Source organism: Nocardia sp. NPDC059180 (assembly GCF_042754945.1).
GTDB lineage: Bacteria > Actinomycetota > Actinomycetes > Mycobacteriales > Mycobacteriaceae > Nocardia.
Genome location: NZ_JBHZBU010000003.1, coordinates 272,760 through 288,760, shown reverse-complemented (window position 1 = coordinate 288,760; position 16,001 = coordinate 272,760). Strand labels below are relative to the sequence as shown.

Sequence of the window (16,001 nt, the reverse complement as noted above, 5' to 3'; positions counted from 1 at the left end):
CGCTAGAGAGAGGGTGGGGAACGCGATGACGCAACCAGCCGTGCTGGAACTGTCGAACGTCAACAAGGAGTATCTCGTCGGTGACCAGGTGGTACGCGCCCTCGACGGGATCAGCCTGAACATCGCCGCCGGGGAGTTCACCTCGATCATCGGGCCTTCCGGCTCGGGCAAGAGCACCCTGCTGCATCTGCTCGGTGCGCTCGACAGCCCCGATTCGGGCTCGATCCGCTTCCAGGGCGAGGAGATCGGCAGCCTGGACGAGGAGCGTCAGTCCGAATTCCGCAGGCATCGCGTGGGTTTCGTTTTTCAGTTCTTCAACCTACTACCGACGCTGTCGGCCTGGGAGAACGTCGCCATTCCGAAGTTGCTCGACGGCACCGGATTACGCAAAGCCAAGCCGCGCGCGCTGGAACTACTGGAGCGGGTCGGGTTGTCGGAGCGCGCCGAGCACCGGCCCGCGGAACTGTCCGGCGGTCAGATGCAGCGCGTGGCGGTCGCGCGCTCGCTGATCATGGATCCGCCGCTGATCCTGGCCGACGAGCCCACCGGCAACCTCGATTCCAAGACCGGTGCCTCCATCCTCGAGCTGCTCGGCGACGTCGCCGGTGCGGGCAACTCGGTGGTGATGGTGACACACGATATGGGCGCGGTGCGCTACTGCGACCGGGTGATCACCCTGCGTGACGGCACGATCGGCTCCGACGAGCGCGCCGAGCGGACGGTCAACGCATGATCAGTGCCGCCTGGGATCGGCTACGGCTGTTCAATATCGGCGAGCTACTCGCCCACCGTGGCCGCACCCTGATGTCACTGACGGTCATGGGAGTGTCGGCCGGCCTGCTGGTGTCGGTGCTCAGCATCTCCGGCTCGGTGACCGGTTCGGTCGACCAGCTGACCCGCGGACTCGGCGGCGACGCCGTCCTCGAGATCACCGGTGTCACCGACGCGGGCTTCGAACAGGAACTACTGGCACCGATCGCCACCACACCGGGGGTCGATCGGGCAGTACCGATGATGCGCGCGCAGATCGGCACCGGCGACGATCGGGCCATGCTGATCGGCTCCGACGCCTCGGTCGCCGCACTCGGTAGCGAATTGGCCGGTCCGATGAGCGCCCAAGCGGCCAAACTGCTTTCGGTCCCCAACGGTGTCCTGGTCGGCTCCGGAATCGGCCGCTCCGAAGGTGAGCAATTCCGGTTGGGATCGGTCGAGGTCACCGTCGCGGGTGTGCTCGACGCCGAGACCTCCAGCAAACTCAATTCCGGCCATATCGTGGCCGCTCCGCTGCCCCTCGTACAGAAGATCACCGACCGGGCAGGCCGGCTGGATTCGGTGCAGATCCTCGCCGCACCGAACACCGATATCGGTGCGCTCAGGCAGGCGTTGACCGATGCCGTCGACGGCCGCGCCGTGGTCGCCGATCCCGGATTGCGCACCGCACAGGCCGGTGGCGCGGTCATGATCGTGCGGTATTCGACGCTGATGGCCTCGGCGGCAGCATTGATCGTGTCGGCGTTCCTGATCTACAACGCCATGAGTATGGCGGTGGCGCAACGCAGGCCCACCCTGTCGTTGCTGCGCGCCATCGGTGGCAAACGCGGTCCGATGGTCCGCGATCTGCTGGTGGAGGCGGCGCTACTCGGATTGTTCGGCGGCGCTGTCGGCGCCGTCGTCGGCATTTTCATGGGCCGTTTCTCCATCGAGCAGCTGCCCGCCGCCATCGTGCAATCGGTGGAGGCGCGCACCGAATACATGGTGCCCGGCTACGCGGTGCCGCTGGCGATCGCGGCGTGCGTGCTGGCCAGTGTCGCGGCCGCGAGTATCGCCGCACGTCAGGTGTACAAGGTGCAGCCGATCGAGGCGCTGGTGCCGATCGGGGTCGGGCGCAGCGACACCGCGAGCCCGGTGTTGCGCTGGAGCGCCGCCGTCCTCGGTGTGGTGCTGGCCGTCGCGGCGGTGATCATCGCGCGGACCGATCTCGGGCGCTACTCGTTGGCCGCCATCTCGATATCGTTCGCGGCGGCGGTGGTACTGTGTTTCGCCGCGACCGGGCCGATCGTGCGTGCGGCAGCGGCGGTGTCACGCTGGTTCGGCGCACCCGGCGCATTGGGGGCGACCACGCTCGAGCGTGCGCCGCGCCGGGTGTGGGCGACGATGATGACGGTGATGATCGGCGTCGCGGCCACTGTTGCGATGGGTGGGGCCTCGAGCAATATGGTCGACTCTGCGACAGCCTCGTTCGAGGACCTCGGCGACACCGACCTCTACGTGAGCCCGGTGTCGATGGAGCAGTTCCCGACCGGTCCGCTATTGCCGGAGGGCCTGGTGGACAAGATCGCGGCGCTGCCCGAGGTCGAACAGGCCCGCCCCGGGCAGATGGCGTTCGCGACCCTCGGCACCGGACGGGTGATGTTGCAGGGATATCCCTCCGACGTCGTCACCGAGGTTCAGGGCTCGATCAGCCCGGAAAGCGCCGCACAGATGGGCTCCGGTGCGGGCGTGGTGCTCTCGCGTGATGTCTCGCGCTCGCTGGGCGCCGACGTCGGAGACGAGTTGACGCTGCCGACGCCGACCGGCGACCACACCGTGCGGGTGGTGCAGGTGATCCCGTACTTCTCGGTCATCTCGGGCATCGTCGTGATGGACATTTCGCGGCTGCACGAGTGGTACCAGCGGCCAGGAGAAACGATCATCGGCATCGGTCTGAAACCGGGCGTGGATCCCGTGGCGGCGAAGGCCGCGATCCGAGAGCTGGCCGGGCCCGAGTTGAGTGTCCAGACCGGTGCGGAAGCGGTGGCGGCGATCTCGGCCAGCTTGCGTCAGGGCACCTCGATGAGCAACGCCATCCTGTGGATCGTGGTGCTGGTGGCCACCATCGCATTGTTGAACACCCTGATGCTGTCGGTGCTGGACCGGCGCCGGGAACTCGGGGTCCTGCGCGCCATGGGCACCGGACGCAAGTTCCTGCTGCGCTCGGTGCTGGCCGAAGCCGCAGGCATCGGTATCACGGGTGCCGTGATCGGTTTGGCCGTCGGCATCGTGGTTCAGTATCTGTCCACCACCGCCATCGGCCACGCCATGACCATCGACATCGTGTGGCAGCCGAGCCCGCTGCTGCTGGCCTATGGCACGATCGCACTGCTACTGGCCTTGCTCGGCTCGATCCCGCCTGCCCTGCGCGCGGCGCGGATGCCGATCGTCGAGGCACTGGCAGTCGACTGATTCGGTACGAAACCGGCCCGGTGCGCAGCATTGCGCACCGGGCCGGCTCCTGTGCGGCACCCGTTTCGACGGGCTGGTGTGTGGAGGGGCTGGGGATCTCACCGGCGCGCTTACAGCGGCGCGTCGGCCCACCATTGCATGACCGCGTTCTCGCCGGACAGGCTGCCGAACTCGTCGGCGATCGGACCCGCGTAGCCCACGGTGAGCAGGGCGTTCGCGCGGATGGGGTCACCGCCACCGAAGCCGACGACCAGGTGCGTGGTGACGAGCGGACCTGGCGGTTCGGGCTCGATCCAGTGGTAGGCGGTATACGGCGCGCCGCTTTTCGCACCGGTGCTGCGGGAACTGGGCGGGAGCTCGCCGAGCACGGCACGCGCGTCGTCGGCGTTGTCGTACACCACGATCGTGTAGCTCATATGCGCATCGGATTCGGTCCGCCGACGGCATTCCCACACCGTCTGCCAGGGCCGCGACGACAGGGCCTCGTCCTCGATCCGCACCTGATCGTCGGGCTCGTAGGCCGTGCACATCGCGCCCTGGTAGCCCTGGCCACTGTCGGCGGTGCCCTGCGGCAGCAGGCTCGGGAAGATCCGCCTGCTGCGCTCCACCGGATCTTCCTGCGGGGTGATGTCTTTCGCCGGGGTGAAGGTCGATACGGCCGAATCCGATTCGCCGCCTTCGTCGTCGTCGCCGCCCACGATCACCACGACGGCGAGCACCAGCAGGACCACGAGTAGCCCGGCGACCGCGAGGATCGCGATCAACACCGGGCTTGCGCCACGCTTCACCGGGAAGCGTTGCGCAAAACCTTGGTTCGGCGGGTACAGGGGCGGACCGCCGTAGCCCGGTCCGCCGTTGGCTGCGGGCTGGGGATGCCCGGACTGCGGGGCCATCGGTTGCCTACCGAGGGCGGCCGCATTCCCGGCCGGTGCGCCACCTGCGGGGCCCACCTGCGCCGGCTCGCCTGTGATGCGCAGCGAAGACCCACCCTGACCGGTGTGCTCTGTCTCGGTAATCGGATGGTCGGCGGCCTCATCGACGCCATGGGCACCGCCGGCAGTACCAGCGGTACCAGCCGGAACTGCTGGTGCCGGTTCATCTTTGATGAGAATCGACGACCCACCCTCGGCACCCGCGTGCGCGGTCACGGCGGTGGGATACTCACCCACCTCGGAGCCGGTCGCACCGCCTGCACCGCCGCCGGGACTTGCCCCTGCACCAGCGGGATCGTTCCCGGTTGGTCCGCCATCGGATCCGGCGCTCGGCGGCACAGCCGGGGGAACAACCGGCCGGGCGGGATGCCCCGGCGGTACAGCCTGCGGATACTGCGGCATCGGCGCACCGACGGGTACCGCCCCGGCCGGAGGGGCAGCCGGGAATACGGGGGCAGCGGGCGTACCGTAGCCCGCCGGTGGCGCGCCGCGGGCCGGCACCGGCTGATACCCCGGATTGCCCAGCGCGTGGCGCGCGGCGGCGGCGAATTCGGCGCAGGTGGTGAAGCGTTGGGCGGGATGTTTGGCCATGGCGACCGACAGCACCGCGTCCAGGGCAGGCGGCAGCCCGGTTCGTTTGACCGCGAGCGGTGGGGCCGCCAATTGCAGATTGCCGTGGATGATGTCGGCCGGGTTCGGCGAGTCGAACGGCGCCATGCCCGTGAGCAGCCAGTACAGCGTGCACGCCAGCGAATACTGGTCGGACCGATGGTCGAGCGCGGAGCCGGTCATCTGCTCCGGCGAGGCGAAGGCGAGGGTCGCGGTGAACATGCCCTGCTGGGTGAGCTGAGTGGTTTCCGCACGCAACCGGGCCAGACCGAAATCGGTGAGGAACACCCGTTCACCGTGCCCGGCCGCGGAGCGCGCCAGCAAGATGTTGGCGGGCTTCACATCTCGGTGCAGTACGCCGATGCCGTGCGCGTAGTCCAGCGCCTCGGCCACCCCTTCGATGATCTGCACCGCACGCTCGGGCGGCAGGGTCAGTGCATTCACCGATGACGCGTCGGCGCCGTCGATGTACTGCATGCTGATCCACTGCTGGTCGGCCTCGGTGCCGCGGTCGTAGACGGCGACGATGCTCGGGTGGTCCAGCTGCGCGGCCAAGTCGGCCTCACGTTCGAAACGCGCGCGCACCGACGCGTCGGCGAACAGATCCCGGTTCAGCAGTTTGAGCGCGGTCTGCTTGTCCAGCCGGGGATGACGGGCCAGATAGACCGATCCCATACCCCCCTGGCCGAGCAGTCGCTCGATGGTGAACCCGGCGAAAACGTCACCGCTGTTGAGCAACGCGACCCCCTTCCGGTGACAGACGGTTCCGTGAGCCTACCGGGCACCGGGGCGGATAATTCCCGTGGATCAGCGGGGCCCGATCGCGGCTGATCCTGGCCCTGCGTGGTGATGGTTCGCAACCGCCTCCGGGCCCGATCGGATCAGCCGGGGGTGACCAGTCCCGATTCATAGGCAAGCACCACCGCCTGTGCCCGGTCACGCAGATCGAGTTTGGCGAACACCTTCGATACGTGCGTCTTCACCGTCTGCTCGGCGACGAAGAGGGCCCCGGCGATCTCGGTATTGGACATGCCCTTGGCGATCAGCTCGAGCACCTCGCGCTCACGCGGGGTCAGCCCCGCCAGCGCGGGTGCGGGTTTGGCACGGGAGACGGCGCGCCTGCTGGTGACATCGGCGATGAGGCGGCGGGTGACCGTCGGCGCGAGTAGGGCCTGACCATCGGCCACCACCCGCACCGCGCGGACCAGCTCCTCCGCGGGCGCGTCCTTGAGCAGGAATCCGCTGGCGCCGATGCTCAGCGCCTCGTAGACGTAGTCGTCGATATCGAAGGTGGTCAGCATCAGCACCCGCACCGGCGGATCGAACCCGGCTGCGAGAATCGCGCGAGCCGCGTCGAGACCGTTCATCTCGGGCATGCGCACATCCATCAGCACCACGTCGGGCCGCAGCCGCTTGGCCTCCGCCACCGCGACCTTCCCGTCGGGCGCGTCACCGATCACACTGATATCGGGTTGCGCGGCGAGCAGGGCGCCGAACCCCTGGCGCACCATCGCCTGGTCGTCGGCGATCAGAACCGTTATAGCCACGCGCCCACCCTAATTCCCGCACGCGGGATTCCCACGCGCGAGCCGGTGTCACCTGTGGGGATCTCGACTCGCCTTCCACCGAACACGCGTCGAGATCAACCGGCCGCGGGGATGCCGCCCAACTCCACCGCACCGAGCGCCCCGCCCGCGACCAGTGGCAGCCGGGCACGCACCTCGAAGCCGCCATCGGCGCGCGGACCTGCGGTCAGTTCCCCACTGGCGGCCAGCGCCCTTGCGCGCATTCCGGTGATGCCGTGCCCGCCGTTGCCGACCGGACGCGCCGGGGTGGCGCTGGGATCGTTGGTGACCACGATCTCCACGTCGGCCGCGACCGTGATCTGGACGTGGACGGGTGCGCCGGGTGCGTGCCTGGATGCGTTGGACAGCGATTCCTGCACGATCCGGTACAGCGCGAGGCCGGTGGCGTCCGAGACCGCCGACAGCAGGCCGTCGATATTCCAGTCGATCGTGACACCGGCACGGCTCGCACCGATGAACAGGGCCTCGACATCGGCGGCGGTGGGCTGCGGTGCGTGCTCGGGCAGCTGGCCGTCACTGCGCAACACCCCGAGCATCCCGCGGATTTCGTTGAGGGCCTCGCGGGCCGTGGCGCCGATCGATTCGAACTCCTCGCGCGCGGCAGGCGTGACGCCCTCGACCCGGTACGGCGCGGTCTGGGCCTGGACCACCACCAGCGACATATGGTGGGCCACCACATCGTGCAGGTCACGCGCGATACGAGCCTTCTCCTCCAGGATCGCGCGCCGGGCGCGTTCCAGCTCGTTGGCCTCCTCCTGCTGGGTCAGCAGTTTGCGCGACTGCACCAGCCACCGGATCAGCAGCGCGAACAGCACGATCGCACCGAAGGACACCGGCCACGCCCACAACGACTCGGCGAAGCCCCCATCGCCTGCCATGGTGGTGCCGAGCAGCAGCGAGGTCGCGCCCCACACCACCGCGATCATCGGCACCGAGGCGCGCAATGCCACCGCGAACAACAGCACGTGTAGGGCGATGATGTGCACGACCTGGAACGGGATGTCGTTGCCTGGCTGATGCGGGATGGCCAGCGCGATCACCAGCGCCGAACCCGCCGAGATCGCCCAGCCGAGGGAAGGGTTGATCCGGACCAGCAACACTGGGAAGGCCGCGAGCGCGGCGAGGAACGGCTCGACCGCGCCGGGTACGTCATGAGTGAGGTGCAGCGTCGGCCAGGCCACCGTGAACAGCACCAGCGCCGAGAACACCGTGAACAGGTCGAACCACATCCGCCCGTTCAGCTGCCGCAGCCATGCTCTGCGCCTCGCGGCGGGGGTGCTGAGGTCGGTCGTCGCGACAGTCTGGTCCGTCATAGCTACGACACTAGGAACTCCGGCCCCGACCGGCCTCATACTCCCGGGTGAATTCCGACCCCCTACCCCGGTGGCAGGGCTTGGCGGCGCTCCCCCGCCGGCACGGGACCCGAACCGCTCCGCGGCGGGACGCCCGGGTAGACCGCCCATTCCTAGCGTCGATGATCATGAGCACACCGACCAGCGCCCGTCGCGGTTTCCGCCTGTCGATGCCGGGCGACCACGCCCATCCGGGCGAAGCCACCCGGCCGCGCACAGGCCGCGTCGCCGCCTTGACCGCCGCCGCGTTGACGACCATGGCGGCGACCGTCATGCTGGCACCCGCTACCCAGGCAGCCGTTCTCGCGCCTGCCCCCGAAAACACCTCGGCCGCCGATGCGGTGGCCGCGCTGACCTCCGGCGAGCCCGGTTCCGCCGCGGCTGTGCCGGGCGATTTCACCGACGTGATGGGCTACCGCCCGGCTGTCGTCGACGGTCTGCTGGTCAACCCGCACGGTGACTGCTCGTCGCCGGTACCGCTGCCCGCCGAGTTCGACACCGCTTGCAAGGCACATGATCTCGGCTACGACCTGCTGCGCTATGCGGATCGGCAGGGCGCCCCGCTCGGCCCGTGGGCCCGTCAGGCACTCGACCGGACCCTCGGCGACCGGATGAGCCTGGCCTGCGACGCGCGCACCGACTCGTTCGACCGCGGCCGGTGCCACCTCATGGCGGCCGTCGCCGACACCGTCGTCGACCTGAATTCCCGCCGCCAGGACTACGGGGTACCGGTCACCGAGTCGTTTCTCGGTGCGGGGGTGGCGGATTCAGCTGTGCGCCCGTGGTTGATCGGTGGGACCGCGGTCGCGGTGACGGTACTCACCGGTGCGGTCGTCGTCACCCGTGGGCGTCGCGGGCCCGCACGCGTCCGGCCGGCTGGTCAGCCGCGGTGGTCGGCCACCGCCGTACCGGCGACCTGACGACGTGCTGTCGACGCGCCAGGCCACCAGCGCCGGCCCCACCTCTTGACACCCCCTCCGGCATAGCGAGGTTGCACACCATGAGCGATCCCACGACCATCAACGGTCGAGATACCGACCACCCCGCCCTGATGGCTTGCCCGGCGACCCGGCAGAAGCCCGCTCCCACCATGCGGATGCCCGGTCACGCACCTACCGACGTCGGCGTCCGTCTTCGCGATCCCGACGAGTGGCGCGAGCACGCGCTCGCCGAGGGGCCGATGCGCGACTCGAATGACGCTGTCGTGCATCAGAACTCCCTTGTGCTGCTGGGTAGGCCGTCCGCCCGAACCCGACACTCCCGCCCAGATGCAGGCAGGCACCGTCGCGATCGCTCTCAACGTGCGCGGGTCCTGGCCGGACGGCTCAGGGAATCGGTCCTCGCCCCACAGGCCGGTACGACGGTTGCGATCGGCATCGGCGTGCTGATGTCACTGGCCCCCGGCCTGTTGCCGCGCACGCCGATGGCGCAGGCGGTGCTGACAGGGCTGCTGGTGGCGGCGATGCTCGCAATCGCCGGGGTGGCGCGGTTTGTCGTGCGACGGTGCGGGATCGGATGGAACCGCCCGAATTGGCGCGCGCCCGTGCTCGCAGTGACGGCACTGCTGATGGTGGGCGCTGCTGTTCACGCAGGCCACTGGCAGAACACACTGCGCGCAGCGATGGGCACGGCGCCCATCGGGCCGGGCTACTGGCTGCGGTGCGGGATCGGGGCAGTGGTGATCGCCGGAGTGCTCTACGGCGTTGCACGTGGGATCGGCTGGGTGGTGCGAGCTCTCGGACGAACGCGCGCCATCGCGGCCGGCGTGGTGGTGGCGGCGGTGCTGGGTTTCGTCGGTGTGCCCTCTGCCGTCGACTGGCGACGCGGCGCCTACGCCACCGCCAATGCCGTTATAGACCCCTCGGTGGTGCGGCCGGTCTCCGCGACGCGATCGGGAAGCGAGGATTCGGCGGTGAGCTGGCCCTCCCTGGGTGCGGAGGGCAGACGTTTCGTCTCCGGCGCACCGCGAGGGCCGGTGCGTGTCTATGTCGGGCTGGCATCGGCGCCCGATCTGGAAACCCGGGTCGCCCTTGCCGTTCAGGAGCTGGAGCGGTCCGGCGGGTTGCAGCGTTCGCACGTCGTGATCGCGGTGCCCACCGGTTCGGGCTGGATCGACGGCAACGCGATCCGCGGGCTCGACCAACGCTTCGGCGGCGACGTCGCGCTGGTCGGTCTGCAGTACTCCTACGCACCGAGCTGGGTGACGTTCGTCTTCGGTCGTGAGGCCGCCGTCGCCTCGGCACGCGCCCTGTTCACCGCCGTCGAGCAGCGCATCGCCACCCTCGAGGTGAGGCCGAAGCTGCATGTCTACGGGCAGAGTCTCGGCGCCCTCGGTGGCAGCGCCATCTTCACCGACGACGCCGACCAGGACCGTCGGACCTGTTCGGTGCTGTGGGCCGGACCGCCCGCGGGCGAGGTCCACCGCGCCGGTGCGACCGTGCTGGCCAATACCTCCGATCCCGTGGTGCATTGGTCGCCGTCGCTGCTGTGGCGCGCGCCGGATCTGCGCGGCGCGCGGGCCGACGCCCCGATCCCCCGCTGGCTGCCCGTCGTCGGCTTCGTGCAGGCGACCGCCGATCTGCTCGGCGCCCTGGACGCGCCACCCGGACACGGTCACCGCTACGGCGCGGACCAGGGCACTGCCCTGCCCGACTGCTGACCTCAGGGGTTGACCCACAGTGAAACAGGTTCTAGTTTTGGGTGTGTTTGTCGTGGACGGAACAGTCGAAATAGCCGCACCCGCCGACGTCGTGTGGGGTGTGATCACCGGATTCGAACGGTACGGAGAGTGGAATCCGTTCGTGAGCGAATGCCGATCCACCCTCGAGGTCGACGCGCCGATCGACATGGTGGTGCACCTGACCGGGTCGAAACCACGGCGCCAGCGCGAATTCATCCGCAGCCACACTCCCGGCGAGGAGTTCAGCTATTCGATGAAGCCGGTGCCGTTCGGCGCGCTGCACAGCAGGCGCACCCACACCGTCACCGCACTCGGTCCGGACCGCACCCGCTACGAGTCCCATTTCGAACTCGGCGGTTGGCTGAAGCCCGTTGTCGAACTCGCGCTCGGCAAGGCATTGCGGCGTGGATTCACCGGGATGACCGATGGTGTCGCGCGACAAGCCGAGAGCTTGCACGCAGCCTGACGGCAGGTGCGAACCGGTCGCCGACCCGGTCGGTCATCTGCCCCGAGGCGACTGCCAGGCCGGCTGATCCCGCACCGGCCGCTTCAGAGGCGGCCGGCGCGGGTGGCGCGCACTCAGGCGATCGGCCCCCGCGCCGCCTCGTAGGCCGCTCCGACCCGGTACAGCCGATCGTCGGCCAGCGCGGGCGCCATGATCTGCAAGCCGACCGGCATACCGTCGTCCTTGCTCAGCCCCGACGGCACCGACATAGCGGGATGACCGGCCAGGTTGGTGGGCAGGGTGCACAGGTCCGACAGGTACATGGCCAGCGGATCGTCGACCTTCTCGCCCAGCTTCCACGGGGTGAACGGGCTTGTCGGCGACACCAGGACGTCGACCTGCTCGTAGGCGGCATCGAAGTCGCGGGCGATGAGCGTGCGGACCTTGAGCGCCTGGCCGTAGTACTCGTCGTAGTAGCCGGCCGACAGCGCATAGGTGCCGATCATGATGCGGCGCTTGACCTCGGGACCGAATCCCGCGGCACGGGTCGCCGCCATCACCTGCTCGGCACTGTGCGCGCCGTCGTCATCGACACGCAGGCCGTAACGCATGGCGTCGAAGCGCGCCAGGTTCGACGACACCTCGCTCGGCATGACCAGGTAGTAGGAGGCCAGCGCGTACTCGAAGTGCGGGCACGACACCTCGACCACCTCGGCGCCCAGTTCCTTCAGCACCGCGACGGCAGCATCGAACGACTCGAGCACACCGGGCTGGTAGCTGTCGGAATGCAGTTCCTTGACCACACCGATCTTCACCCCGCGCAGGTCACCGCTCGCACCGGCGCGCGCCGCGGCGACCACCGGGGGGACGGGCACATCGCGGGAGGTCGAGTCGCGCGGATCGTGGCCCGCGATCACCTCGTGCAGCAGCGCGGTGTCGAGCACCGTGCGGCCACACGGTCCGCCCTGATCCAGCGACGACGCGCATGCGACGAGGCCGAATCGCGAGACCGTGCCGTAGGTCGGCTTGGTGCCGACGGTCGCCGTCACCGCGGCGGGCTGGCGGATCGAACCGCCGGTGTCGGTGCCGATCGCCAGCGGCGCCTGGTTGGACGCGAGCGCCGCCGCCGAACCACCGCCGGAACCGCCGGGGATGCGGCTGGTGTCCCACGGGTTCTTGGTCGGGCCGTACGCGGAGTTCTCGGTGGACGAACCCATCGCGAACTCGTCCATATTGGTCTTGCCGAGAATCGGGATGCCCGCCTCGCGCAGCCGCGTGGTCAGCGTCGCGTCGTAGGGCGCGACCCAGCCCTCGAGGATCTTGGACGCGCAGGTGGTCGGCATATCGGTCGTGGTGAACACGTCCTTGAGCGCCAACGGAACTCCCGCCAGCGGCGAGGCAGGTGCCTGCCCGGCGTCCAGTGCGGCGTCCACGGCCGCGGCGGCGGCCAGCGCCTGCTCACCGGCGACGTGCAGGAATGCGTTGTATTCGCCGTCGACCTCGGCGATGCGGTCCAGATGCGCCTGGGTGACCTGGGTGGAGGTGACCTCGCGCGCGTGGATCTTGTCTGCCAGCTTCGCCGCTGACAGCGCAGTCAATTCGGTCATTCCGCCTCCCCCAGAATCTGCGGAACCACGAACCGCTGCTCTTCCTCCGCCGGTGCGCCCGAGAGCGCCTCACCTGGGGTGAGGCCGGGCACCACGACGTCGGGTCTGGTGACATTGGTCGCCGGGTTCGGCGAGGCGGTGGCGGGGACGTCCGCGGCCGCGACCTCGGAGATGGTCCGCACGTGGCTGAGGATCGAATCCAGCTGACCGGCGAACTGATCCAGTTCGCCCTCGGTCAGGGCGAGCCTGGACAGCCGGGCGAGGTGTGCGACCTCGTCGCGGGAGATGGCGGGCACCGCGGACCCCTTTCGAAAGTTGCGCGTGGACGGCAGAGGTTGCCTACAGCGAAGACAACTACGCTATACGCAAGCGCACCTAGCCTAGCGATCAGCGTTGGCACTGCTGACCGGGCCCAGGAGATAGCCGGCTGGGAGCGGGAGCAGCCGACGGATGTCGCCGAACGCCGTGCCCGTCCGCGCCGTTCGATACTCCATACGACGCCTGACCGCGACTATGCGCAGAGCGGTCACAGCGCAGCCTTGTTCATGATCAGTTCATCTGCGCGCCAGATGTTATCCACTCGATAGACATGCCGCCATCACCCGAAATGCCCGCGAACCGAGCCGATCCCGCCGACTTTCGACTCGATAACCGTCGCCCGAGGGTGTAAGGATTGCCAGACCGGGTATACGTTCGCCAGGCTCGGCCGCCAAGGAAAGGACAGCACGTGTCTTACCTGCTCCGCGTGCAACTTCCGGATCGCCCGGGAAGCCTCGGTGCACTTGCACTCGCACTCGGCTCCGTGGGCGCCGACATCCTCTCGTTGGATGTCGTGGAACGCGGGGCAGGCTTCGCGGTCGACGATCTCGTTGTCGAGGTGTCGCCAGGGGCGTTGCCCGACACCTTGATCACCGCCGCCGAATCGATCGGTGATGTGGTCGTCGATTCGATCCGGCCCTATTCCGGTGTCCTCGACACCCATCGCGAGCTGGAGTTGATCGACCAGGTCGCCGGCGCACGCGATGACCGATTACAGGTGCTGGTCGACGGCGCGCCAAGGGTGCTGCGCGTCGGCTGGAGCACCGTGCTCGACCTCGGACCGCAGGGCGCCTATCGGGTGGTCGGCAGCCAGAGCGCGCCGGAAACGCAGGCCTCTTCGGTGCCGTGGATGCCCTTGAACAAACCGACCGTGCTCGATCCCGAGGCCGAGTGGGTGCCCGAGATCTGGCGCGATATGGACACCAAACTCGCGGCGGCACCGCTCGGCGATTCCAGCAAGGTGCTGCTGCTGGGGCGCCCTGGCGGACCCGACTTCCGCCCGTCCGAGGTCGCGCGCCTCGGCTACCTGGCGGGGATCGTCGCGACCGTCCTCGGCTGACCAGGCACGACCGGTCAGGAATCGAGTGCCAGCCTCAGCACGGTGAGGCGTTGTCCGTCGTCGGTGTGCCAATCCCGTTCCGGCACCGCGACGAAACCGAACCGGTCGTAGATGCGGCGCGCGTCGACCATCGGCGCCATTGTGGTCAACACCACCGCGCCGAGACCCTCGGCTACGGCCATATCGATCACCGTCCGGACGAGCGTCGTCCCGACACCGAGCCCACGGGCACGCTTGGCGACCGCCAGCATCCGGAACTCCAGCTCGCCGGGGCGCGCGATCTCCGCGTACGGCATATCGGCGCGGGCCACTGTCAACGAGCCGACCACCCGGTCCTCGTGCACCGCCACCAGCACCTGCGCCGACTCGGCGCGGTGCACGGTATCGGCGAGTTCGTGGACGTACGGGTTATCCGCGGGGACGTAGCCCTCACCGACGTACACCTCGACGGTCAGCTCGGTCACCGTCTCGTACTCGGCCGCTCGCACGTCCCGGACGACCAGCTCCGCGTTCACACCCATGCCCGCATCCTGCCATCGCAGGAGGGACCCGCGCCGGGTCAGGCGCCGGGAGCGTCCGTCGCACCCGGGCTGAAGAGCTGCCATTTGTCCGGCTTGCCCGGTGGGTACGCGACGGTGAAGGTGTCGCCGATGGCGGGCCAGTTGTTCACATCCCAGGCAAAACGGCCGTAGACCACGGCGCCCTCGACCATCGGCCCGGTCAGATTGCCGGTGATGGTCACGTACTGCTCACCGGTCAGATCATCCGGACGCGGACTCACCCCGGTGACATACAGCGTGCCCACCTCGGGTTCGGACAACCGGACTCCGCGTCGGCCGCGCATATACAGCGCGATCATCCCGGCAAGGGCGCCGATCATGATCACCAGCATCGCGAATTCCAGCATTACCCCATGCTAGTGCGGGTCGCCTCCGTGGCCGCGCTCAGCGCTGCGCGAGTTCGCTGGTGCCGTGCTCGGTGCGGCGCAGCTGCCACACCGAGGTGCGGGTCCGGTGCGAACGGCCGTTGCCGCGATCGATCAGGGTGCGGTTGTTGGTGGTGAAGATCAGCTGCGCGCCACGGGCGTTGGTTTCCGGATTCTGGAACAGTTGAATGAGCCGATCGGTTTCCTCGGCGGGCAGCTGCGCCCCGATATCGTCGACGGCGAGCACCTTGCCCGCGTCGAGCGCGTCTAGCATCGTCGGCAGCAGCCGCAGCAGCGTGAGGGTGGCGGTGGATTCGTCGCCGATGTGGAACGGATTGTCGATCCCTTCGTGCACCAGCCGCAGCCCGACCCCGCGCCGGGCCACCATCCGCTCGTAGAGGGCATCGCGGGCATTCTTCATGTTGGTCAGCTCGCGGTCGAGCAGCACCGGCGTGACGCCGTTATCGCTGAGCAGCGCCTCCGCATACGCGGGTGAGGACACCGCGCGTTCGGCCTGCTCGGTGAGCCCGGCGATATCGGCGTCCAGTTCGCGCAGGTAGTCGGCGTAGAGGGGATCGTTCTCGGCGATCAGCAGATCGGTGATGCCGAGTTCGGCGGTCCGCAGCAGCATCAGCAGACGGGCAGCGTTCTCGGCCGAACGGGAGATATGCCCGCCCACCAGATGCTCGACCCGCTCGGCCTCGGCAGGTCCGCGCTGCACCTCGAGCATCGATTCGAACCAGCGATAGGCGGGTACAAGCGCCTCGGCGTACATCTGCCCCGCCAGGCTCAGCAGCAGCGAGTTCGGTCGCACCAGCGGCGCCAGCGCCGTGATCCCGTAGCGGGCCGCCTCGAACATCGGCCCGATCTTGATCTGCTCACCGGCCCGCTCGAACACGATCCGCTTGCGCGAACGTGGATGCGCGTACAGCCATTCCGCGACGACGTCGGCATTGTCGAGCTGGAACCCGTAGGTGTACGGGCAGCCCTCGGCCACGAACGATGCCACGAACTCCGTCGGCCGCTCCACGAACCCCAGATGCGGCGAACGCACCGGCCCCGCATACGGATCCCAGCCGGTCACCGAATGCAAGACCGCATCCCGCATCTGCCCCAGCGCGTCGATCAGGCTCGTCTTCCCTGACGCCGCGGGACCGTGTACCGCCGTCACCGGCACCGCCACCGGCCCGGCGCCCCGGGTCAACCGCAACTCCTGCCGTTCGGCCAGCGATCGGTGATTGGTGACCTGAAAACTCCGCAGCATG

14 protein-coding genes are annotated in these 16,001 nt (G+C 68.8%); 6 read left to right on the top strand and 8 right to left on the bottom strand.

Annotated features, from left to right (window positions below; translation table 11 throughout):
• Positions 1 to 25: 25 nt before the first annotated feature.
• A complete protein-coding gene (locus ACFXNW_RS11740) occupies positions 26 to 733 on the top strand; it encodes an ABC transporter ATP-binding protein (RefSeq protein WP_163829780.1) in 708 nt (235 codons plus the stop codon).
• Complete coding sequence (locus ACFXNW_RS11735; RefSeq protein WP_379417621.1) at positions 730 to 3,222, top strand: FtsX-like permease family protein; 2,493 nt, start codon at positions 730 to 732, stop codon at positions 3,220 to 3,222. The genes ACFXNW_RS11740 and ACFXNW_RS11735 overlap by 4 nt, the downstream gene beginning before the upstream one ends.
• A gap of 110 nt (positions 3,223 to 3,332) precedes the next feature.
• On the opposite strand, the gene ACFXNW_RS11730 is transcribed toward ACFXNW_RS11735, so the two are convergent.
• From ACFXNW_RS11730 to ACFXNW_RS11720, 3 genes are all read right to left on the bottom strand, one after another.
• Complete coding sequence (locus ACFXNW_RS11730; protein WP_379417620.1) at positions 3,333 to 5,501, bottom strand: serine/threonine-protein kinase; 2,169 nt, start codon at positions 5,499 to 5,501, stop codon at positions 3,333 to 3,335.
• A gap of 143 nt (positions 5,502 to 5,644) precedes the next feature.
• Entirely contained in the window at positions 5,645 to 6,310 is a 666-nt protein-coding gene (locus ACFXNW_RS11725; protein WP_379417619.1) for a response regulator, read from the bottom strand.
• A gap of 95 nt (positions 6,311 to 6,405) precedes the next feature.
• Positions 6,406 to 7,662, bottom strand: coding sequence for a sensor histidine kinase (locus tag ACFXNW_RS11720; RefSeq protein ID WP_379417618.1), 1,257 nt, complete (start codon positions 7,660 to 7,662; stop codon positions 6,406 to 6,408).
• A 167-nt stretch (positions 7,663 to 7,829) separates the two neighbouring features.
• Between ACFXNW_RS11720 and ACFXNW_RS11715 the strand changes: the two genes are divergently transcribed.
• The 3 genes from ACFXNW_RS11715 to ACFXNW_RS11705 all read left to right on the top strand — a co-directional run bounded on the left by ACFXNW_RS11715 (position 7,830) and on the right by ACFXNW_RS11705 (position 10,847).
• Positions 7,830 to 8,621: a hypothetical protein gene (locus tag ACFXNW_RS11715; RefSeq protein WP_379417617.1), complete on the top strand. Its 792-nt coding sequence runs from the start codon at positions 7,830 to 7,832 to the stop codon at positions 8,619 to 8,621.
• Positions 8,622 to 8,701: 80 nt separating this feature from the next.
• Positions 8,702 to 10,360 carry an alpha/beta-hydrolase family protein gene (locus ACFXNW_RS11710; protein ID WP_379417616.1) on the top strand — a complete coding sequence of 553 codons (1,659 nt, stop codon included), beginning with the start codon at positions 8,702 to 8,704 and terminating at the stop codon, positions 10,358 to 10,360.
• A 52-nt stretch (positions 10,361 to 10,412) separates the two neighbouring features.
• The gene (locus ACFXNW_RS11705) at positions 10,413 to 10,847 is read left to right on the top strand and encodes an SRPBCC family protein (protein ID WP_379417615.1); all 435 of its coding nucleotides are present in this window, start codon (positions 10,413 to 10,415) and stop codon (positions 10,845 to 10,847) included.
• A gap of 113 nt (positions 10,848 to 10,960) precedes the next feature.
• Here ACFXNW_RS11705 and gatA read toward each other — a convergent pair whose 3' ends face one another.
• Together gatA and gatC are read right to left on the bottom strand one after the other, a co-directional pair.
• A complete protein-coding gene (gene gatA / locus ACFXNW_RS11700; RefSeq protein WP_379417614.1) occupies positions 10,961 to 12,433 on the bottom strand; it encodes an Asp-tRNA(Asn)/Glu-tRNA(Gln) amidotransferase subunit GatA in 1,473 nt (490 codons plus the stop codon).
• Positions 12,430 to 12,729 carry an Asp-tRNA(Asn)/Glu-tRNA(Gln) amidotransferase subunit GatC gene (gene gatC, locus ACFXNW_RS11695; RefSeq protein WP_379417613.1) on the bottom strand — a complete coding sequence of 100 codons (300 nt, stop codon included), beginning with the start codon at positions 12,727 to 12,729 and terminating at the stop codon, positions 12,430 to 12,432. The genes gatA and gatC overlap by 4 nt, the downstream gene beginning before the upstream one ends.
• A 431-nt stretch (positions 12,730 to 13,160) precedes the next feature.
• Here gatC and ACFXNW_RS11690 point away from each other — a divergent pair, with 431 nt between their 5' ends.
• Positions 13,161 to 13,811 carry an amino acid-binding protein gene (locus ACFXNW_RS11690; protein WP_379417612.1) on the top strand — a complete coding sequence of 217 codons (651 nt, stop codon included), beginning with the start codon at positions 13,161 to 13,163 and terminating at the stop codon, positions 13,809 to 13,811.
• Between the two features lie 14 nt (positions 13,812 to 13,825).
• Here the strand turns inward: ACFXNW_RS11690 and ACFXNW_RS11685 are convergent, their stop codons facing one another.
• Genes ACFXNW_RS11685 through ACFXNW_RS11675 form a run of 3 tightly spaced genes read right to left on the bottom strand, consistent with a single transcriptional unit; the run spans position 13,826 to position 16,000 of the window.
• A complete protein-coding gene (locus ACFXNW_RS11685; RefSeq protein ID WP_379417611.1) occupies positions 13,826 to 14,332 on the bottom strand; it encodes a GNAT family N-acetyltransferase in 507 nt (168 codons plus the stop codon).
• 38 nt (positions 14,333 to 14,370) lie between these two features.
• A complete protein-coding gene (locus tag ACFXNW_RS11680) occupies positions 14,371 to 14,718 on the bottom strand; it encodes a hypothetical protein (RefSeq protein WP_379417610.1) in 348 nt (115 codons plus the stop codon).
• A gap of 37 nt (positions 14,719 to 14,755) precedes the next feature.
• A complete protein-coding gene (locus ACFXNW_RS11675; RefSeq protein ID WP_379417609.1) occupies positions 14,756 to 16,000 on the bottom strand; it encodes an ATP/GTP-binding protein in 1,245 nt (414 codons plus the stop codon).
• Between the last annotated feature and the right edge of the window lies 1 nt (position 16,001).

Coding starts and splice junctions, on each gene's coding strand:
- ACFXNW_RS11740 (WP_163829780.1), top strand. CDS start 26: ATGACGCAACCAGCCGTGCTGGAACTGTCGAACGTCAACAAGGAGTAT.
- ACFXNW_RS11735 (WP_379417621.1), top strand. CDS start 730: ATGATCAGTGCCGCCTGGGATCGGCTACGGCTGTTCAATATCGGCGAG.
- ACFXNW_RS11720 (WP_379417618.1), bottom strand. CDS start 7,662: ATGACGGACCAGACTGTCGCGACGACCGACCTCAGCACCCCCGCCGCG.
- ACFXNW_RS11715 (WP_379417617.1), top strand. CDS start 7,830: ATGAGCACACCGACCAGCGCCCGTCGCGGTTTCCGCCTGTCGATGCCG.
- ACFXNW_RS11710 (WP_379417616.1), top strand. CDS start 8,702: ATGAGCGATCCCACGACCATCAACGGTCGAGATACCGACCACCCCGCC.
- gatA (WP_379417614.1), bottom strand. CDS start 12,433: ATGACCGAATTGACTGCGCTGTCAGCGGCGAAGCTGGCAGACAAGATC.
- ACFXNW_RS11685 (WP_379417611.1), bottom strand. CDS start 14,332: ATGGGTGTGAACGCGGAGCTGGTCGTCCGGGACGTGCGAGCGGCCGAG.
- ACFXNW_RS11680 (WP_379417610.1), bottom strand. CDS start 14,718: ATGCTGGAATTCGCGATGCTGGTGATCATGATCGGCGCCCTTGCCGGG.
- ACFXNW_RS11675 (WP_379417609.1), bottom strand. CDS start 16,000: ATGCTGCGGAGTTTTCAGGTCACCAATCACCGATCGCTGGCCGAACGG.